Genomic DNA, 21,158 nt, shown 5'->3' with positions numbered 1-21,158 from the left:
AGAAGATGAACAAAAGCAGAAGAGACTTTTTGTCATTGTGTCTGAAAGGTGGCATGTCTGCGGCAGCGCTAACCAGTTTGCAGCTTCAGGCCCTCTCTGGCAGCGTCCAGGCGCGCAGTTTTTCTGACTATAAAGCGCTGGTGTGTGTGTATCTATATGGTGGCAACGACTCGATGAATATGTTGGTGCCGCTGAGTGGTGAGCCACGTACCTGGTATGAAGCAAGCCGACAGAACCTGGCCGTACAGGGAGCCACGGTTCTCAATACGACAAGTGAATTCGAAGGGGGAGTGGGGTTACATCCGGCATTGAGTGCACTGCATTCACACTTTGAGCAGCAATCGCTCGCTTTCGTTGGTGGGGTCGGTACATTAATTACGCCGACGTCTTTGACACAATACAAAGCTAAAAGCGTTCCACTGCCACAGCATCTTTTTTCTCACAATGATCAGCAAGCGACTTGGATGCATGGTCAGGAAAAGCAGACTCTGAATACCGGCTGGGGTGCCAGGTTGTTAGAGAGGCTGGATCAAGGGACGGTCTTTGGCAGTAATATCACAATTGATGGAGCAAATCCCTGGCAAACAGGTACCAATACCAGTGCTTTTGCGCTAAGTAAAAGTGGGATCAGTAAAATAAATGCATTGAGTGGCTATGAACCGCGTGTTGAACATGTGCGGCGTGTTATGCAAACTTTATTTAGTGAGGCTGCACACCCCCTGGCTGCAGCTTATGCGAGCAGGTTGAATGGCTCTATTGATCACACCTTGCATATGAATACCTTACTTGAGCAGGCACCGACTTTAACCACCGAATTTGGTGAATCTAGCTTGTCTGCGCAACTCGCTGCAGTTGCAAAAACCATCAGCATTCAGTCTCAGCTCGGTGCTAAACGGCAGATTTTCTTCGTATCCATGGGCGGCTTTGATACGCACGACAATCAGGAATCAACCCATCCGGCTTTATTGGAAGGGCTGGCGCAAAGCATGGTTGAATTTCAAAGTGCAATGGCTGAACTTAACTTGGCAGAGCAGGTGACCACATTTACTATGTCTGATTTTGGACGCACTTTGACCTCCAATGGTGATGGGACAGATCATGGCTGGGCGGGCAACCAATTGGTATTGGGTGGCGCGGTGAATGGAGGAGATGTACACGGAGCTATGATGGCACAACGACTTGATGGCAATGAAGATGTTGGTGGCGGGCGTCTGATCCCTGCGTTCAGTAACGAGCAGTATTTTGCGCCGCTTGCACGTTGGTTTGGTCTTGCCGACAGTGAGTTGACAGAACTGTTTCCCAATCTCAGTCATTTTGATGCGCAGGCATTGTCCTTATTTAAGAGTTAGTATTTCGGTTTTTCTTCAACGACTGGCGTGGTAAATTAGCTCGTGAAATGTCACGAGGTAAGCTATGTCTTCAGTAATTGCACAATTTTTGAATGATCCCCGCCTGTTGCTTAATGCCGTGGGCGAAGGGATCTATGGATTCGATCTGTCCGGGAATGCGGTTTTTATTAATCCGGCTGCTGAAAAAATGACCGGCTGGTCAGCGGATGATTTATTGGGCAAGAAGATTCATCAGTATCACCACCACAGCTATGCAGACGGCACACCTTACCCAGCGGATCATTGTCAAATTTATCGCACTATGTTTGACGGTAAAACCCGCCATGTTACTGATGAAGTATTCTGGCGAAAAGACGGCAGTTGCTTTGCCGTTGAATATACCTCAACACCGGTTTTTAAAGATGAGCAGATTATAGGTGCTGTCGCGATATTTCGCGATATATCCAAGCAAGTTGAAGCTGAGCAGGCACTGAGGGACGCACTTGAACAGGTTCAGACGCTCTCGGAACAGCTTAAAGAGGAAAATAGTTACCTGCTTGCAGAGATCAATGAAGACTGGCAAGACTCGGGGCTGGTAGGACAGAGCCATATTTTTCAGACTATGCTGGAGCAGATCAAGCTGGTGAGTCAGACTGATAGTACCGTCCTTATCTTGGGTGAAAATGGCACCGGCAAAGAGCTGGTCGCACGTAACCTGCACCGTCTGAGCCTGCGTAACACACAGCCCTTTGTGCGGGTTAATTGTGCAGCATTTTCGCCTAGTTTGCTGGAATCTGAGTTATTTGGCCATGAAAAAGGGGCTTTCACTGGCGCCAATGAACGTCGAAAGGGGCGTTTTGAATTGGCACATCAGGGAACACTGTTTTTAGATGAAATTGGCGAATTGCCACTGGAAGCGCAAAGTAAGCTACTGAGAGTGCTGCAGGAGCAGGAGTTTGAACGTGTTGGCGGTAGCAAAACGATTTCGGTGGACATTCGTGTCATAGCTGCCACAAACAGAGATTTATGGCACATGGTCGAAAAAGGCGAGTTCAGGATGGACTTATACTATCGGCTGAACGTCTTTCCAATCAAAGTGCCCGCGCTCAGAGAACGCCTGGAGGACATTCCACTACTGTGTGCCAATATGCTATCCCGGCTCAATGCACGTTTGGGCAAGCATTTGCGGGGCATTGCCAAGTCTTCGCTGGCAAAACTACAGGCATATGAGTGGCCCGGTAATATCCGCGAATTGCAAAATATTCTGGAACGCGAAGCCATTTTAACGACTGGCAGAACATTGAGATTGACCCAGGCATTGGCAGCCAACACCGGTGGCGTCGCTGTAGCTCAGGATTTATCCCTTGAACATGCTCAACGTGAGCACATAGTTACGGTGCTTGATCTATGTCAGTGGCGAGTGGCTGGAGAGCAAGGCGCAGCAGCCCTGCTAGGTATGCCAGAAAGCACCCTGAGATCTAAAATGAAAAAGCTAAACATTCAAAGAGATCGCGAAATATAACGTGGTTTCGTGATATTTCGCGACCTTGTTTTTCCGGTTGTTTGAAAGTGTCAATTAAAACAAGAGGTTAAAAGCTTTCAGTTTGGTCTGAAACTTGCAAATTGTATGGTGTGTTTCACTGACAATAAGCAAGTATTATGAAGTTCGATATTAAAGAAGAAGATATGATCATCAAGCCCTATAAGCAGGACGGGCCGATCTATATCCGTGAGCAAAAGGGACCTTTTCAGCAGATCCGTCGCTACCTGGGCTGGTTCCTGATGCTGGTTTTCATTGCTATTCCCTGGATCCCATACAAAGGCCAGCAGGCCGTGTTGCTGGATGTGGCTTCTCAGCAGTTTCGTATTTTCGGCGTGACCTTATTACCCCATGATTTCATGATCCTGGCCTGGGTATTTATGGCTGGCGCGTTTGGCTTGTTTTTTGTAACTAACTGGTTGGGTAGGGTGTGGTGTGGTTACACCTGTCCACAAACGATTTGGATGCTGATGTTCACTTGGGTTGAACATCGGATCGAAGGGACTCGAAACCAAAGGATTAAGCTGGATAAAAGCAATTGGGATAGTAAAAAGGTCACTAAAAAGCTGGCAAAGCATGCCGTATGGGTACTCATCTCCGTCTTTACTGCCACTTCTTTCATGGCCTATTTTGTGCCAGCAAAAACACTCTATACCGAGATGTTTACTCTGCAATGGTCTGGCCTGGTCAGTTTCTGGGTCTTCCTGTTCGCGTTTTGTACTTATGGAAACGCCGGCTTCCTGCGAGAGAAAATGTGCAATGTAGCTTGTCCTTACTCTCGTTTTCAGTCTGTGATGTTTGATAAAGACACCTTAGTCGTTTCATACGATGCGGCACGCGGTGAAAACCGAGGCCCCAGAAAACGTAAGGCAGATCACAAAGCCATGGGATTAGGTGATTGTGTTGATTGTAATTTATGTGTCGAGGTGTGTCCGGCTGGTATAGACATCAGAAACGGATTGCAATATGAGTGCATCAACTGCGGACTCTGTATCGATGCATGTGATGAGACGATGAACAAGTTTGGTTATGACACCGGACTTATCAAGTACACCAGTGAAAATACACTAGCAGGCAAAAAGACCAATCCATTCAGACTTAAGTTGGTTGGCTATGCGGCCTTATTCGCCATGATTGTTGTCACTATGGTGATTTGGGCGATGAACCGTACGCCTATAGAAGCTTCGGTGATCCGTGACCGAAATGCGTTATACCGAGTAAACTATGAAGGACTGGTTGAAAACCCTTATACATTGAGCATTATCAACAAAACGCAGCAGGTTCTGCATTATCGGATCGGTATAAGTGGGATAGAGCATGCGACTCTTTCGGCGCCCGAATCTATTAAGATTGAAGCGGGGCAAATGCTGCTAGTGCCTGTAACTGTTACCGCTGATGGTTACGATCTCAGTCGCACTGCAACGCCCATTAACTTTATCGTGACAGCTGAAGAAGATGCCGGCATCACGATTGAAAAAGAAAGTTACTTCTACAAAAATCGCTAAAGGCGTTTTAATTTCGGTCTTCTCCGATGTACACCTCATTACTGAGTTTATTTGTCTCAGTGATGAGGTGTCTATTCAGTTTGCTCTTCAAATGATCCGGTAGCCATTTTAACATAATGGTTTTGTAATCATCCTCTTTGACCAATCTGATGAGTGCATTGTCAAAGAGCTGAACCAGTTTTTTACCAGCTGCATTGTTAGTACAGCCAATATAGCCTTTGGCGACAAGTGGCACGCCAGACAAGGACAGCTGAGTCAGGTTGTCTGTTCCAAGACGTTTACTCAGATAATAATGCTCACTGGGGTAGCCCAGCACTAAGTCGACACGCTTCTTCAGTAACATGTTGGTCAGGCTTTGTAAGGTGTCCCATCCTGGTCTGACAACAATCTGGTCACGTGGTAATCGTGCAATGAGCTGGTCCAGTGCTTGTCCATATGAGCGACTTTGGGCAACGCCAAGAGTAAGCCCATGCTTGACGACCAGTTCGACCAGGGAGATATCCTGATGGACGTTTAGCCCCAGTGCACGGGCTGTTTCTTTGCGAAGCGCCAAACCGGGTGCCAGGCCCAGCGTTGAATAGTGTTTTGTATAGGTGATGTGCCTTTCCCTGCTTTTTGTCTTGTATAAGGAGACCATACAGTAACCAGAGTGACTGTGGCTAAGCTCATAAATGGCGCGGCTTGCGGGAAACCCCTGGCGCTGATGTTCCAGATTATCAATCAAAGTATGTAAGAGCGTAATCAGTTGCTCATCCCGGCCTTCGCCTTCGTCCCGGTCTGAGTAGATGTAGTAGGGCGGAAAATCTATGGTGATCCAAGATATGGTGTCGTTATCGGTGCGTGCATGACAAAGTAGAGTAAAACATGTTAACAGCAACAGAAAAACTTTCACGCAATACTCCGACAGTGTTACCTGACTAATCAGTGTAGCAGAGGTGATTCAAAACGCAGAAATAGCCTTACAGCTCGGCTCCTTATAAGGGGTGTTTAATAATATTTATTTTTTAAATTATTTTTACAAATTGCAAAGGTTTGCTACATTTTAAAAAGTTCCCCTAAAGTTTTGCGCTAATTAAAGAACATGGACAGTCAAACTCAGTTACGCTGCAATCGGTGCATTTTTCAGTTATGATCAGGGGTTGGCGTAACAATAATAATTTTACTGGAAATAAGAGAAAAAATTATGGTTACGCTCATCGTTGGTGACATATTCGGTCATAGTGACTATCTTGAGGACTTTGCACAGAACCTGGGGTCGGATTACAAAGTCAGTTCGCCCTACGGCGAGTATGAGGCCAAAGTAAATCTTCCAGAAAGCCAGGTATATCAGAGCTTTGTTGATGAAGTTGGGCATGACAAATATATGAGGCAGGTGTTGGATGACATCCTTGCACATCAACCTGATCTCATCATTGCCTTCAGCGCTGGGGCTGTTGCAGCCTGGCGTGCATTGTCAGCAATTGCGCTTAAAAGTTCCGTTAAACTCATTGCTTTTTATCCCGGGCAGATCCGTAACTACCTGCACCTCAATCCAGGTTGTCGAGTCGATATTTTCTTCCCCTATCAGGAAAACCATTTTGACATTGTGCCAATAATGGAAATTTTGCAACAACAACCGAATATCGAATGTTTTCGCACCCGATATGAGCACGGGTTTATGAATAGTCTGTCAGGCCATTATAACAATGATGCTTATGGACATTATCTGGCCAAATGCCAGGAGGAAGTAGCGCAACTGGCAAAGATAAAATTTAACTATCGGCGTATCAAAGATGAACTAGACTTAGTGTCATCTTAATCGTTGTGGGCAACTTAACACACCCCAGTTATCAGTCATGGAAGTACAGCCTAAGGTTGTGAAGTGGTGGTTGCTGATAATGTAAAGGAACAGTGATAGCAAACTGATTTGGTATCGCTGTGTTTCAGTTGCCGCATGTCACCACCGCAATAGAAGGAGTTTTCTATGTCTGAAAAACTAACTGTCCCTTATCGACATTTTCTTGGCAATCCGATTGCTAAACCCCCTTGCAGAATGCTTAATGCAATGATGTACGGATTTTTTGTAAAGGGAAAAATTGAAAAAATACAAGCCTTTTTCGACGCTACGTTGAACTCCGTCCCTAACGAAACCAATACGTATAAAGCCATTTCTTCTCACTGCCTGCTAACGTTCACTGACATCGAAAATATCGCTTCTAAAGTACCGCCGTTTAGCAATTATGGCTATATGCAGGAAACAGACATCATCATTTGGGTCCCTGTTGCTGAGGTATGCAAAAATACCAGCCGTATGACTCACCTATACTGGTATCCGGCATTCATCACAGTTAATAACATTAATGCGCTGATCAATGGCCGTGAGACCTGGGGGTACAATAAGTACTTGTGTCGCTACGAAATGCCTGCGGATCGCCGTCATGCCGATCACTTTTCACTGAGCCTCGAAACATTTCAACCTTATGATCCAAATAAGAAAATGGCCTGGTATGAGCTGTTGTCTATAGATCGTGTCGCTGATGATGATACCTGGTTTGAAGAAGCGGTTGAGATCAGTAAGGAAGTTGCTGAGCTTCTGCACGAGAGTGCCAGCGAAATCGATATTAGTAGTGAGTTTATCAAGCAATTACTCACCGGGTTTACAAACCCAATGTTAGATCAAATCTTCTTTAAGCAGTTTCCAGACGGATTTGCCACAAACAGTGTATATAGTGCCGTTGTTCATTCCCCCTCGGAGGTTAAAAAACTACACAAGCTGGGCTTTTTGAAAGATGAATACAAAGTCACTTTTAACCAGGTTGATGCATTCCCACTTGAAGATATGTTTGGGATCCCAGTCGGGGAGCAATTTGCCAAACTGCCTTATTACTTATGTATGGACTTTGATCAGGATGGTGCACACGAGATCGTTAGGGCTGAGTTGGGGTAGGTGGATGCTATGAGCAAAGAAAAAATAGCAATTTTGGGTGGTGGTGTGTCAGCCATGACCGCAGCGGTCTATTTGACCGAAAAAGAAAACTGGCAGGAAGAATACGACATTACAGTATATCAGTTAGGCTGGCGGCTGGGAGGAAAGGGGGCGAGTGGGCGTAACCCGGATGTGCACGAGCGCATTGAAGAGCATGGCTTACACGTATGGTTTGGGGCGTATGTAAACTCATTTCGGGCTATTGAAACGGTTTATAACAATCTGGACAGGCCCAGCTCAATACCGATTGCAACCTGGCAGCAGGCATTAAAACCACACAGCTTTGTGGTGTTGCAGGAGTACATAGACAATGAATGGGAAACCTGGCCGATTGATTTTCCATTGGTACCAGGCAACCCTGCGGATGGCACGTTAGATCTGCACTTTTGGCAGTTGATCCAGATGACCATTGCCTGGCTACATAAATGGATTGATGGACTGGAAGACGAGGTTGAGGCTGCGCATCGGGAAATCCGCTTACAAACTCGTAAGCGCCGTGACCGTGGTTTGCTCCAACACCTTGCGAGCGAGATCACTACGGCATTTGACAGTTTGGAAGACAAAGTGTCCGATTTTTTTGACAGCGCTCAAGATGAGGCAAAAGAGATCTGGTCTACTCCCAGACTGCTGATCACCCAGCTACATGAGTTACTCAATTTACGGGCGGCAGATAAGAACCTATCAAACAGTCGAGACAGATTGGTGACCTGGTATATTGTCCGTAAGCTCAAGCGCTGGCTCAGAGCAGAAGCTCGAGATTTACTGGACGACCATCCAGTGATCAGGCGTTTATACATTTGCGCCGATCTGGCTATCGCGATGTTAATAGGTCTGCTTAGGGACCATGTCCACTCAGATGGCTTTGAAGCCATAAACAAATATGACTTTAAAGCCTGGTTGAAGCGCAACGGCGCAGATGAAGTGTATGTGGTTGAATCGGCTCCTGTGAGAGGGTTTTACGATTTGGTTTTTGGCTATGAGGATGGTGATTTTGACAAGGGTAATGTAGAAGCGGGTGTTGCTTCGCTGGCGATGTTACGTTTGATGCTGTGCTATCGCGGTGGAGTGATGTGGAAAATGCAAGCGGGCATGGGCGACATCATCTTTTCACCTATATACGAATTACTCTCCAAGCGAGGCGTGAAATTTGAGTATTTCCATCAAGTGGATGAACTGATCCCGGCATCGCAGGGCGGTGAATATGTGGTCGATGAAATTACAATGACGCAGCAAGTTAAGCTGAAAAATGGCCACTATGACCCGTTTGTTGACGTAAACGGGTTACCCTGTTGGCCTGATCGGCCTAACTACGATCAGATAGACGATGCGCAGGCTGTGTTGTTGCAACAGCATAATGTCAATCTGGAATCATTCTGGAGTAATTGGTCGTCACTGTATGAAGCCGAATTTGGTACTCCTTTACCCCGATTATCACTCAAGCGTGGGAGAGACTTCGATAAAGTGATCTTTGGTATCTCAGTGGGCGGGCTGGAACATTTGTGCCCTCAACTGTTGGCATTGGATGATGGGCTCAGATTGCAAAGTAGTGAAGTTAAAACGGTGGCAACGCAAGCGTTTCAGGTTTGGCTAAATCAAACTGACGAACAGCTTGGGTTTGACTACACACCGCCCAGTGAAGAGCGGCCTATACTCAGTGGCTTTTCACAACCATTTGATACCTGGGCTGCGATGTCTTTCTTGTTACCACGCGAAGACTGGCCGGCCAACGGCCCAAAAAATATCGCTTATTTTTGCAGTGCATTTGGCTGTGAGGAATATCCGCCCAGCCATGATCATGATTTTCCCGCTGAGCAAAAGGCCAAAGTTAAAGTCAATGCGATTAACAAACTGGCGACTGAAATGAAACCGCTGTGGCCCAATGCTTACAATGCTGCAGGGCAGTACAATTGGAACACACTCTATGACGATAGCATTGCGCAAGGTGAAGAGCGATTTGACAGCCAGTACTGGCGTGTGAATGTTGACCCCAGTGAGCGCTATGTATTATCGGTTGTCGATAGTAGTCAGTACAGGTTACCAACGGACGGCACTGTGTTTAGAAACTTGTACCTGACAGGAGACTGGATCAGTACGGGCGTAAATGCCGGGTGTGTAGAAGCCGCGGTAATGGCTGGCATGCAAACTTCGCGTGCAATTTGCGGGTTGCCGGAAAACATCAGTGGGGAGGACGGATTTAAACCTGATTGAGTGGGCTCAGGTAACTGGTCAGATAACTGGTCAGGTAACAACGTTAGCTAACTACTGATAGAATATACAAAAGGCCTCCAATTTTGTTGGAGGTCTTTACATTTAGACTATACTCAAACAAGCACAAGCGTGAAGCAGAAAAAGAGCACGGATATGTTTAAACTCTCAGCGATCTCAATATCATTAATTTCAGTTTTTCTCTCTCCCGTATGTGTTTTTGCAAACAGTGATAGTATGGAAGTCATCGAGGTATATGCGCAAAAACGTAAGCAAACACTAGAGGAAGTGAGTATCTCAATCGCCACACTCAATGGCGATAACATGACCCAGCAAGGCATTAAAGATATCAGCGAATTGGGTGGGTATGTCGCCAATTTTAAGGTCAGCCAGAACGCAGCGGAAGGCACTCCACCAGCTTTGAATATTCGTGGTGTAGGGTTGATAGATTACAATACGGCCAATACGTCACCTATAGCTATGTATATAGATGGCAGACCTGTCGGTTCTGCAAACAATCAGATTGCGAACTTGTTTGATGTTGAACAAATTGAAGTATTAAAAGGACCACAGGGCACCCTGTTTGGCCGTAATAGTACCGGTGGTGCATTACTTGTCAGGACCAAGCGGCCAGATGACGGGAATTATGGTTTTATTAAAGCTGGTGTGGGCACTGACGAGTGGCGTCGGGTTCAGGGGGCCTATAACGCACGGGTGAATGACCAAAGCGCGCTGCGATTTTCCTTTAACCACACTGACTATGAATATACTAGCTACAACTTGTTTGAGCCTTCTCCGGAAGCGGGTCTAAAACAGCAAGACCTCCGTCTCAGTTACTTGGCTGAGTGGGATGCGTTTTCACTGTATGCAAAGCTCGAATATGGTCACTGGGATGGCATTGTCCAACCAGTTGGCAGCATAGGTATTTACAAAGACCCTGCAAATGGAGTTCGTTGCACTCCGAGTGAAGCGGGAGGCGCTGGGTGCTACGATGCATTTGGTTTCAATGATGGCAGCTCGGATTATTGGGCTGTTAGTGTGAATAATAATTCACCGCATTTGTCAATTTATAAAGGCTGGACAGTCCAGGGAGACTGGCAGTTATCTGACAGTCAGCAATTGACCTACATAAATGGCTTTAACCGCCTCGACAGGCGCCATGCCTTCAACTGTGATGGAAGCCCAGCCAGATTATGTGAAGGGGAGCTCGGTCTTAAAAATGAAATCCTCTCCAATGAATTAAGGTACAGTCAAACCATAAACAGAGACCACCTGACACTGGGCTTATTTCATATAGAAGAGCGCATATACCAGGACAACTTTAACGACATTTTACGTGACATGCGTGGTCTGTTAGACACCACCCTGACGAATACTTTTTTCTATGATAATGAAATTATTGTGAAGTCAGCGGCCGTATTTGCTCAGTATGAGTGGCAACTAAACGATGCACACCGTATTACAGTGGGCCTTCGTTACAGCGATGAGACTGTCGATTATGACTCTGTTTCCCGGCTAAATACTGTATTAGATGTGGCACAACTTGATGGTGTGACCATTCCTTACTATCGGGTAAATGGAAAAGTGGAGGACGACGGACTGTCTGGTCGTCTGGCCTGGAATTATCAGCTTTCAGATCCATTAATGCTCTATTATAGCTTTGCCAATGGGACTAAAAGTGGCGGCTACAATGGCGGCTTACTCGCGACTGAAGAGCAGGCTCGCCTGGCAGACTATGGTCCGGAAGAGTTATATGCCCATGAAGTGGGGGTAAAGTACAACAATGCCGATAACCTGTCGATCAACGGCGCGTTGTTCTTCTACGATTATAGTGATCAGCAGGTGTTTATGAATCAGGCATCCACTGTGCCTGGTGCTCCGCCATTACAGCTTCTTGAGAATGTTGGTAGTTCCACGATATATGGCGCAGAGTTTGCTGTACAATATAAAATGAGCGAGTCTCTTAAGCTCAGAAGTGCCGCGGGGTACGTGCCCGAAGCGAACTTTGATCAATTCACCGACCCTGTGGGCAATGTATTAACAGACAATCGTTTACCCTTTACCCCAGAGTGGAACATTAATGCGGATCTCACCCATTCTTTACCACTTTGGCAAGGAGAGTTAGTGTCAACAGTTGGGTTTGACTATCAATCAGAATATTACTTCGACCAAAATCAAAACGCCTATGCGATGCAATCAGGATATACTTTATGGCGAGGGAGTGTGCACTTTGAACAAGGCGACTGGCGAGTAGGTATTTGGGGAAAGAACCTATTTGATAAAGAATACAGCCATTTAAGATTCGACTTAAGTGCCTTTCTGGGTATGCTGGAAGACTTTAAAGGAGAGGGGAGACGTCTTGGGGTTGATTTTTCATATCGGTTTTAGCCGGGCTTTTGCCCTGAGTTATCTAAGTTAAGGTCCGAAATGGGTAGTTTTAGGCTATTAACTACAGTGTTGCTGTGCCTGTGCAGTTTTTTTGCCAGCGCAAACGTATATGTGTTCGACGGAACACAACGCGGGCATAATCTGCATGACAAAGGCTTAGTATTATCAGCCGAAAATAACGCACGGTTCCCGGATAGTTTTGCTCAGGTAGAGCAATGGGCAAGTACACAAGCGGAACAGACACAACGTGCGCTGTTTTCCGGCCGATACTGGTTGGTGACAGAAATTGAAAATCACTCCAGATATCAGGATCTGGTGCTTTACCCCTATAATACCGTGTTATCCAATGTAGAGACGCGAATATACTCCGAGGCGGGTGTTGAACGATTCTTTACCGGTGGTATGCATGCCAACGAGTACCCATTTCACTATGGCAATAAAATCCATCTGTTACCTAATCAGAGGTATTACATAGTCACTTTATTTGAAAGTGACTATTTTTATACGCCAATTAAACTGGAGCTTATTCCCGTTAAGGAATTTGAGCGCCAGGTTACAATGGACAACCTTTTGATGTCCCTGTGCTTTAGCGTCGGTATTGTACTTGGTTTGTACAATTTGCTGATTTACATTGGCTCAAAGGACATGACGCATCTTTATTATGCGATGTTTGCTGCAACCTGGGTATTTGCCTGGAGTCATTTCTTCCACATTTCAGATCAACTATTTGGCTTCTACTCAGCCCATTTGCACTGGCTGGGTTTTGCCCTGACGCCGATCACTAACGTATTATTTTATAATCAACTGCTTAAGCTTAAAGAGACGCACCCCGCCTTGTCGACGGCATCGCTCTGGGTTGGTGCAATCGGCGCAATCGGAACTCCATTTTGTATTCTGTTCCCCGGGTTTGGCTTTTTGTGGGCAACGCTGGCCACGGGGTCAGCTTTGTGTATGGGGCTCTATGTTGGCATATTACGGCTGACGGAAGGGTTTAAACCGGCACGCTATTTTGTTCTGGCATACGTGTGTATGGCGATACCAAACATGGTCGGGAATTTCACTAACCTAGGCTTACTCCCTCCTATTGCGGTCAACTTATATCTGATCGGACTGATAGGCACTGCGCTGGATGCCTTACTCTTGGCTTTTGCGGTGGCAGATAAATACCGCCTGACGAATGAAGAAAACATAGAGCTGAATAAAAACCTTGAAGCAAAAGTCCTTAAGCGAACTTATGAATTGGAGCAACTGGCGTCTGAGTTACGTGATGCCAGCGAAGCGAAAAGCCGTTTTCTGGCAAATATGAGCCATGAAATACGTACTCCGATGACGTCAATTATCGGGTATGCAGACGGCATCATGTTAGGGGACATTAAACCTCATGAACGCAATCATGCGATTTCGGTGATCCTGCAAAACTCACGTCATGTTCTGGGTTTGATCAATGATATTCTCGATATGTCTAAAATCGAGGCCAACCGACTCGAAGTTGAGCTCATTGAGGCGAATTTATTTCAATCCATTACTCATGTTGAATCACTACTGGGTAAACAGATCAGAGACAAAGGCCTGGAATTTGAGTTGAACTATCACTTTCCATTACCTGACTATATTGTGATTGATCCGACTCGATTGCGCCAAATATTGCTCAATCTGACTTCCAATGCACTTAAGTTTACCTCGGTAGGCAAAATTTCTATCGATGTCAGCTGTACTCAGGATATTTTGTCTGTTCGGGTTCAGGACACCGGGATTGGGATGACATCTGCGGAGCAAAAAGAGCTGTTTAACGCCTTCCATCAGGCTGACTCGTCGACGACCAGAAAATATGGTGGCACCGGCCTTGGGCTAAATATCTCGAAGAGTTTGGCGCAGAAACTCGACGGGGATATTACCGTTGAAAGTGAAGTTGGTTCTGGGACTGCTTTCACATTGTCTGTAGGCTTGTATACCACCCAGCGTACTAAGTGGTTAAACACGTTCTCGGAAATTCACCAGTCTGAGGAGCCCGGTACAGAGTCGGAGAGTTATGAAACCGAATCGTTAAAAGGCGAAGTATTACTGGCCGAAGACCATGTTGATAATTGTCGTCTGATCACGCGTATTCTGGAGCGAATGGGGCTGAGTGTTACGGCCGTTGAAAATGGCCAACTTGCTGTGCAAGCTGTGCTGGATGACGAATTTGACTTGATCCTAATGGATATACAGATGCCAGTGATGGACGGTGAACAGGCATTTAACTTTATTCAGGCTACAGGTTGCACAGCGCCTGTGATAGCGCTAACGGCAAATACAATGAGCCATGAAGTAGAGCGTTATCTTAAGCTAGGCTTTACCGATCATCTTGCCAAACCCATTGACCGGGCTGAATTTGCAAAGAAGATCAGTCACTACCTGAACATTACGGTTGAAGAAGACCTTGCTTTACCTGACGAAGAGTTTTCTCTACTAAAAACCCAGTATATTGCAGGGCTACATGAACAGCTAGTACAGTTACAAAATCAGCTGAAGTACCACGACTTTGATGGCCTTGCGCGGTCAATTCATGCGCTCAAAGGCACATCTGCTATGTTCGATTGCCATGATATTTATCAGACGGTAACGAAAATTGATGGGCTGCTTAAAGAAAAAGACTATGACAAGGTTGAAGACCCAATGGCTGATTTATTTGAACTGATACATATTGCGATCCAGCAGTCCGAGTGTAATCAGGCCATCTGATTGCTGGCGAATAAGCGGTATGAGTTAAATAACTCACAGCTTCAATTGTAATAAGTTGTTCAATTTATGTTCTTCGACAATTACAGTTTTTTGTTCTGAAAAATTCAATAAACTGTAATGTAATCACTACGCTAGTCTATTCTTTGAAATCTAAATGAGAATACATATTTTTGCTAACTTTGTGTAAAAGCAGAAACATCAAAGCGTTAGCAAAGAAGTACAAAACATATTTTCACACTTCGGTGTGGTTGTTTTTTGAGCTACTGGTCTTTTTGGCTTACCTTTAAAACGGGTTAGACAACAAGGTATGCAACTATGAAAACATATATTCCTTATATTTTAATGGCATTGCTGGCAGGGTGTTCATCATCAGACAACGATGAACCTGGTAACACCAACGCTCAGGATCAACAACAAACCCCTTCGGATGATTCATCCAATGATGATACGGGGGATAATAATAACAGTGCTGACGGAGACAGCCCGGATGATACAGGTTCTGGCGATAATGGCTCGGATGATGGTACTGATCAGAACGAGCCGGATGATTCGCGTGGCGCCTATTTCCCCCGTGAGGTAATGGCATCATCTCCTTTTAGTGACAGCAGTAACGAGGTGGAACGCGGTTTTGGCGCTCGGCCTGCTGTAGAGTACGGGCCATCAGTGCCCACCTATTTATGGTCGACGCAGCGGATTGGTCGCATACTCAATGGCACTGTGCCTTTACTGGATGTGTTTCGAGTTCAGTCGTTCTATCGCAACAGCACGAATGCCAGTTGTTTTGGGCCTCAGGTGGCCTATACAGGACATCCGGATGCGACCGACCCTGCTTCAGCTTCCGGTACTTTACCGGGCGGCGATTTAGGACTCTGGTTGGAAAGTGACAGTGATGGCAATGCTTGTGCAGTGGCTCAGACCAACGCATTGTTGAGTGGTCTGAGAGACCAATCGCGAATGAGCCTGATGACCTTAGCCAGCATGGTTTCAGCGGCGCTTGATTCAGGGATGAGCCTGCCTGCAGATGGCAGCAGTATTGATGTAACCGGTGAAATGAATGCCAAAGGCGTTTCTGGTGTGACGTTCAGTACTGCCGCTATCACTCGTTCTGGCAGTGAATGGCAATATACCATTTCGCTGACTTACACGGTAAGTGGTTCTGACTATGATATTTCACTCTCTATGGCTCATACACCTGGTGTCGATTTGATGAACTACACAGGTCATCTGACTTATCTGGTTGAAGGCGAGCAGGGCGTGAGTGGCATTGAATTTCCCGGCGGAAATTGCGCGCAAAATGAGCGTACCCGGGCGGGCTCATTGGCTTATGAGCGGGCTGGAGACAACATGTCCTTACAAGCCAGAGTGGTCACCCTATGTGGACACGGTAACAGTGGTATGTTCAATACTGATAACCAGGTTGATGTGAACAACAAGTATCACAACGTCGATAATCCCGATGGTTGGAGCGAGAACTTTTCGATATTCGGTGCGAACTTTGACCTGACCACATTGGCTGGGCAATATGCCTATGTTTGGCAGGCCGGAGTTAACGACAGCAACAGCCGAATTTTCAATATCGGGTTTAACTCACCGAGTCTGGATAATGGCGAAGCGCACTTTGGCTATGGGTCGAAAATTGAGGACACCGACGGGCTGATCCAGGGTTTTATTTGTAACTGGGCTGGCCCGGGCAACGATCACAGCATGCAGGCATTCTCGCAACGCCAATTCTTCCAGTATGACACTGCAACGGCTACCTATGATGGCAGCGGTAGCAAAGCGAATATAGAATATGCACCAACTGCTTCATGCAGCTATGACGGCACGGGTAGCTTTGTGTTCGACATAGATGCCAGTGGGGTATTAGGCGATATCGCTCAGGAAGATGCGACGCTGGCGTTCAGTCAGGATCTGTGGGCGCCAACTGATCCAAGCAAGACAGTAGCTGAATCTATAACCGATCGAGGCTTGTCTGTACCTTCTGTCCCTTATACCTGGCCTGTTGATGAATAAATTAATTTAAACCGGGCCCTCGACAGAGGGCCTTTAACTTTTTCGGCTAATCGAAAGTTTGCGACAGATCAAATTCTTTCCTGGCATCGACCAATGTCTAGTGTTGTCTTTATTTCAGTAATTCTATGTTTAATAGGGTATCGGTCGTTAACCGGGTTTCAACCTGCTAAACCCGGCCCAACAGGAAATCATTATGACAACAACTGCATATCAAGCCTATCAACGGGCATACGAACAATTTGAGCAAAATCCAGGGGCATTCTGGCTCAATCAGGCTGGCCGGCTCAACTGGCACACCAGACCTAAAACAGGGGTCAGCATCGATGAGGAATCACTGAGCCATTGGTTTGCAGATGGCAAACTCAATACCAGCTATCTGGCGCTGGATCATCAAATCAATGAGGGCAGAGCGGATCAAATTGCTCTCATCTATGACTCACCCGTGACCGAGCAAAAATACAGCTACACCTACGCGCAACTTTTGCAGGAAGTGAGTCAATTTGCAGGCGCGATGAGCAGTCTTGGCGTGGTAGCCGGCGATCGAGTGGTGATTTATATGCCCATGATCCCGCAGGCCGTCATAGCTATGCTGGCATGTGCACGGATCGGGGCGATTCATTCTGTGGTGTTTGGTGGCTTTGCACCCAAAGAGCTTGCTGTACGTATCGATGACGCAAAACCTAAGCTGGTGCTGAGTGCATCCTGTGGAGTCGAAGTAGGCCGGGTGATTGAATACAAACCTATGCTGGACGAAGCCTTGGCACAGGCTGAACATCAAATTGAGCACGCGATTGTCTGGCAACGTCCTCAGTATCGTGCACAGATGTCTGCGCCGCGTGATCTTGACTGGTGTGAGCTGGTTGCTGCGGCCCCGCAGGCCGATGCTGTGCCATTGAGTGCAACGCACCCTCTTTATATCTTGTACACCTCCGGTACGACCGGCACCCCAAAAGGCGTTGTGCGTGAAAATGGTGGTCATGCTGTAGCGCTGCACTATAGTATGGAAACGGTATATGGTATGAAACCAGGTCAGGTATTTTGGGCCGCGTCTGATATCGGCTGGGTAGTGGGCCACTCTTATATTGTATATGCACCACTTCTGTTTGGTTGTACAACTTTGTTGTACGAGGGCAAGCCGGTCAGAACTCCGGATGCAGGTGCATTTTGGCGGGTAGTTGAGGAATATCAGGTGAATGCGCTCTTCAGTGCGCCGACTGCGTTTCGTGCTATTAAGAAAGAAGACCCTGAAGGTAAATTGTTTTCACAATATGATACCCGCTCATTACAAACCTTGTTTCTCGCAGGTGAGCGCCTGGACCCCGCGACCTATGACTGGCTACAATCTGTCACGCGCCTGCCGGTTATTGACCACTGGTGGCAAACCGAAACGGGCTGGCCCATTGCCGCTAATCCAATGGGGTTATCACCTTTACCGACTAAAGCGGGCAGTTCGTCGGTGCCAACACCGGGTTATCAACTAAGCATACTGGATGCGAACGGCGAGCCTTGTGCGCCTAACGAGCAAGGGTTAATTGCAATTAAGACTCCTTTACCGCCTGGTTGCCTGAGTAACATCTGGCAAAATAGCAGTCGTTTTAAACAAGGCTATTTGTCTGAATTTCCGGGTTATTATTTGTCAGGTGACGGGGGGTACCTGGATGAAGAAGGGTATCTGTTTATTATGGGACGCACGGATGATGTGATAAACGTGGCTGGTCACCGTTTGTCGACCGGAGAGATGGAAGAGGTCGTTGCTGCGCATGGCGCTGTAGCCGAATGTGCCGTATTTGCGGCTAAAGATGAGCTGAAAGGCCAGGTGCCTGTGGCTATGGTGGTGCTTAAAGATGGCGTGGAACTTACCCAGGAACAGTTACGCGAAGCACTCGTTCAGTCTGTTCGGGGCAAAATAGGGGCAATTGCCTGTCTGAAGCAAATTCTGGTTGTGGAGCGGTTACCAAAAACACGTTCCGGAAAGATATTACGCAAAAACTTACGCCAGCTGGTGGATGGTGAAGCGATGACAGTGCCATCGACCATTGACGACCCTGCCACGCTTGATGAAATCAGTGTGCTGTGGCATGCCACACAGCCATAACAATACAAACAACTAGATACATTTGGCCGGTTTTGGCAAACCGGCTATCTTAGTAGCCTGCTTTGCAGGTCCCTTTGGAAACAACTTATACAAGTAGATACTTTTGCCTTTGTCTTCACCCAGCTTTTGACCAATGGCCTTAACCAGCATACGAATGGCCGGGCTGGTATTGTACTCTTCATAAAAGTCACGGACGAAGTTGACGACCTCCCAATGTGCGTCTGTGAGCGTAATATTCTCTTGCTCCGCCAACAATGGCGCCAGTTCTTTATGCCAGTCCTGATGATTTAGCAGGTAGCCTTCTTTATCTGTTTCGATCTGTTTGTCTTGAAAAACGAGCATAGTTACCACGTAATAGTTTTATTGCATTGCTCAACCAGCGTGATCCACTGCTGGTCGCTGAGCGGTTCGATATTATTTTGCGCACTGATACCGCGTGCCAGTGCACAGACATTCAGCATACAAGTACGATTAGTACTCAGTGCGCGCCATGCTGCCTGATCATAACAGGCGTCTCTTGTGAGCAGTATCACATCCTGCTTAGCGAGCAAACCTGCACTGAATACGTCATGATAGTAACTCAGCGGCTTAGAAAAAATATGTAATGTGGAGAGGCTCATAAACTGACTACCTTACTTTGTTGAGACAGCAATACTTGCTGTTCGTCTACAGACAGAAGCTGAGCGTCGATATTCAGGTCGTCAGGGGTAAGCGCAAATCGCTTCATGGCTTCGGCACATACATAGACTTGCTCAACATCATAAATCTCCAGCGTTTTAAGCTGTTTAAAGTAGTTTTTAATTCCCAGTGTGGATGCATTATTGCCTTGTTTTAGGGCTAATACGGCTGGGCCCTTGAAAAGCCAGGAGATGTTCTGATCCAGCGCGGCAAAAATCAGTGCCATGTCTAGCCCTTCGCGGATATGTGCACCATCGAAAGGAGCAGTGTGGTTGATCACCAGAATGTTTTCACTCATTTAAATTGCACCCACTTATCTGCTTTGGTTGCTAACATGGCAAATTCCGCCAACCCTGCAACCTCAAAGGGGCTACATTGCGTGGTGTCCAGTCCGTGCTTTTCTGCCGCTGTAACACATAGCTTGAGCGCAATACCTGCGTCATGCAGGGATTGCCATACCTGAGCTGGCTGAAGTTCATCGCTGGCCAGGCTGAAATGCGTACTGGCAAACAAAACGGCTTGCTGATAAAGAAAGATACATTCAATTTGGTGATCTTGTGCTTGTAAAGCATTGGCAAATCGCAGCAGTTGCTGCAATGCATCGTGGTCACTGACATCGCTGTGCAGGGAAAGTACGTACTGGCTCAAAAGTTACTCATAAAAAAAGCCCCGAATGGGGCTTATTTTAGCAAACTGAGCAGATTAGTCATCACTTGAGCCAAGTAGCGCAAGGATAGACGTGAACAGATTGTAGATGCTCAGGTACAGGCTTACTGTTGCCAGGATGTAGTTTGTTTCACCACCATTTACGATGCGGCTGGTGTCATACAGGATAAAGCCAGACATCAGTAATACAACAGCGGCGTTAATCGCGATAAAGGCAACTGAACTGCCGATAAACAGGTTAACCAGGCTAGAAACAATCACCACCAGCATACCGACAACCAGGAAGCCACCCATAAAGGAGAAGTCTTTTTTGGTTGTTAGTGCGTAAGCAGATAAACCAAAGAACACTAACGCTGTTGAACCCAGCGCTTGTGCAATCAGCAAGCTGCCATTAGGCATCGAGGCATAGTGGTTAAGCAATGGACCCAAGCCAAAGCCAAGTAGACCCGTGAACAGGAAAACCAAACCAATCGCTGAGCTAGAGTTCGCTTTTTTCTGGATCACGAACAAAAGACCAAAAGCAACAAGTGAACAGACAAGACCGGTGAAGCGCGGTAGTGCCATAGTCATAGAGATGGCAGCAGTAATCGCACTAAATGCCAGTGTCATTGCCAGTAGGAAGTAGGTGTTTTTAAGCACCTTGTTAGTTTCGACCGTCGACATAGCCACTTTTTGGCCAGTGTACGAATGATTGAACGCCATTATCAGCTCCTTATTAGAAACACAATGTTCCGAAAATTATTCTAGGCCAAGATTACCAAGAGTTAAATCGCTCGGCAAACCTTTCTGGTTCAGTAGACCCTAAAACTGTGCTAAAAGTTCTCAAACTCCCCATTATTGACCATAAAACCTCTCAATGTGTCCGATGTTTGTACAAATAAAATGAAATTTAACCAATTAAACAAAAAAGCGAAAAAAAAGCTTCACAAGGGCGTCAGGATTCACTAATATTCGCCCCGCTGCGGAGAGATGGCTGAGCGGTTGAAAGCACCGGTCTTGAAAACCGGCATACGTTAATAGCGTATCTAGGGTTCAAATCCCTATCTCTCCGCCA

The 21,158-nt window shown here is 46.5% G+C and carries 16 protein-coding genes and 1 tRNA gene; 11 read left to right on the top strand and 6 right to left on the bottom strand.

The window, feature by feature from the left end:
• Positions 1–5: 5 nt before the first annotated feature.
• From CWB99_RS20265 to ccoG, 3 genes are all read left to right on the top strand, one after another.
• On the top strand, positions 6–1,349 hold the full coding sequence (locus tag CWB99_RS20265) for a DUF1501 domain-containing protein (protein WP_138550638.1): 1,344 nt from the start codon (positions 6–8) through the stop codon (positions 1,347–1,349).
• A 64-nt stretch (positions 1,350–1,413) separates the two neighbouring features.
• Positions 1,414–2,850, top strand: coding sequence for a sigma-54 interaction domain-containing protein (locus CWB99_RS20260; RefSeq protein WP_138550637.1), 1,437 nt, complete (start codon positions 1,414–1,416; stop codon positions 2,848–2,850).
• A 137-nt stretch (positions 2,851–2,987) separates the two neighbouring features.
• Positions 2,988–4,373 carry a cytochrome c oxidase accessory protein CcoG gene (gene ccoG / locus CWB99_RS20255; RefSeq protein ID WP_138550636.1) on the top strand — a complete coding sequence of 462 codons (1,386 nt, stop codon included), beginning with the start codon at positions 2,988–2,990 and terminating at the stop codon, positions 4,371–4,373.
• A gap of 7 nt (positions 4,374–4,380) precedes the next feature.
• Here the strand turns inward: ccoG and CWB99_RS20250 are convergent, their stop codons facing one another.
• Positions 4,381–5,265, bottom strand: coding sequence for a transporter substrate-binding domain-containing protein (locus tag CWB99_RS20250; RefSeq protein ID WP_138550635.1), 885 nt, complete (start codon positions 5,263–5,265; stop codon positions 4,381–4,383).
• 291 nt (positions 5,266–5,556) lie between these two features.
• Here CWB99_RS20250 and CWB99_RS20245 point away from each other — a divergent pair, with 291 nt between their 5' ends.
• The 7 genes from CWB99_RS20245 to CWB99_RS20215 all read left to right on the top strand — a co-directional run bounded on the left by CWB99_RS20245 (position 5,557) and on the right by CWB99_RS20215 (position 18,760).
• Complete coding sequence (locus CWB99_RS20245; protein ID WP_138550634.1) at positions 5,557–6,171, top strand: hypothetical protein; 615 nt, start codon at positions 5,557–5,559, stop codon at positions 6,169–6,171.
• Between the two features lie 165 nt (positions 6,172–6,336).
• Positions 6,337–7,299 (top strand): acetoacetate decarboxylase, encoded by a 963-nt coding sequence (locus CWB99_RS20240; protein WP_138550633.1) that lies wholly within the window; start codon positions 6,337–6,339, stop codon positions 7,297–7,299.
• 9 nt (positions 7,300–7,308) lie between these two features.
• Positions 7,309–9,546 carry an NAD(P)-binding protein gene (locus CWB99_RS20235; RefSeq protein ID WP_138550632.1) on the top strand — a complete coding sequence of 746 codons (2,238 nt, stop codon included), beginning with the start codon at positions 7,309–7,311 and terminating at the stop codon, positions 9,544–9,546.
• 153 nt (positions 9,547–9,699) lie between these two features.
• On the top strand, positions 9,700–11,931 hold the full coding sequence (locus CWB99_RS20230) for a TonB-dependent receptor (protein ID WP_138550631.1): 2,232 nt from the start codon (positions 9,700–9,702) through the stop codon (positions 11,929–11,931).
• A gap of 39 nt (positions 11,932–11,970) precedes the next feature.
• Positions 11,971–14,652, top strand: coding sequence for an ATP-binding protein (locus CWB99_RS20225; protein ID WP_138550630.1), 2,682 nt, complete (start codon positions 11,971–11,973; stop codon positions 14,650–14,652).
• A 315-nt stretch (positions 14,653–14,967) separates the two neighbouring features.
• Complete coding sequence (locus tag CWB99_RS20220; RefSeq protein ID WP_138550629.1) at positions 14,968–16,665, top strand: hypothetical protein; 1,698 nt, start codon at positions 14,968–14,970, stop codon at positions 16,663–16,665.
• 193 nt (positions 16,666–16,858) lie between these two features.
• A complete protein-coding gene (locus CWB99_RS20215; RefSeq protein ID WP_138550628.1) occupies positions 16,859–18,760 on the top strand; it encodes a propionyl-CoA synthetase in 1,902 nt (633 codons plus the stop codon).
• A 12-nt stretch (positions 18,761–18,772) separates the two neighbouring features.
• Here CWB99_RS20215 and CWB99_RS20210 read toward each other — a convergent pair whose 3' ends face one another.
• From CWB99_RS20210 to CWB99_RS20190, 5 genes are read right to left on the bottom strand one after another with little or no spacing between them, the layout of a single operon-like run.
• A complete protein-coding gene (locus CWB99_RS20210) occupies positions 18,773–19,102 on the bottom strand; it encodes a TusE/DsrC/DsvC family sulfur relay protein (RefSeq protein WP_010386021.1) in 330 nt (109 codons plus the stop codon).
• Positions 19,103–19,104: 2 nt separating this feature from the next.
• Positions 19,105–19,380: a tRNA 2-thiouridine-synthesizing protein gene (locus CWB99_RS20205; protein ID WP_138550627.1), complete on the bottom strand. Its 276-nt coding sequence runs from the start codon at positions 19,378–19,380 to the stop codon at positions 19,105–19,107.
• Positions 19,377–19,736: a sulfurtransferase complex subunit TusC gene (gene tusC / locus CWB99_RS20200; protein ID WP_138550626.1), complete on the bottom strand. Its 360-nt coding sequence runs from the start codon at positions 19,734–19,736 to the stop codon at positions 19,377–19,379. The genes CWB99_RS20205 and tusC overlap by 4 nt, the downstream gene beginning before the upstream one ends.
• The gene (gene tusD, locus CWB99_RS20195; RefSeq protein ID WP_138550625.1) at positions 19,733–20,086 is read right to left on the bottom strand and encodes a sulfurtransferase complex subunit TusD; all 354 of its coding nucleotides are present in this window, start codon (positions 20,084–20,086) and stop codon (positions 19,733–19,735) included. Before tusD ends, tusC begins: the two co-directional genes overlap by 4 nt.
• A gap of 54 nt (positions 20,087–20,140) precedes the next feature.
• Entirely contained in the window at positions 20,141–20,806 is a 666-nt protein-coding gene (locus CWB99_RS20190; RefSeq protein ID WP_138550624.1) for a Bax inhibitor-1/YccA family protein, read from the bottom strand.
• Positions 20,807–21,067: 261 nt separating this feature from the next.
• Here CWB99_RS20190 and CWB99_RS20185 point away from each other — a divergent pair.
• Positions 21,068–21,158: transfer RNA gene (locus tag CWB99_RS20185), tRNA-Ser, on the top strand.

This window comes from Pseudoalteromonas rubra (assembly GCF_005887095.1).
In the GTDB taxonomy this organism is placed as follows: Bacteria; Pseudomonadota; Gammaproteobacteria; order Enterobacterales; family Alteromonadaceae; genus Pseudoalteromonas; species Pseudoalteromonas rubra_E.
Note: the sequence above shows the minus strand (reverse complement) of the source record. Positions and strands in the feature narration are given on the sequence as shown.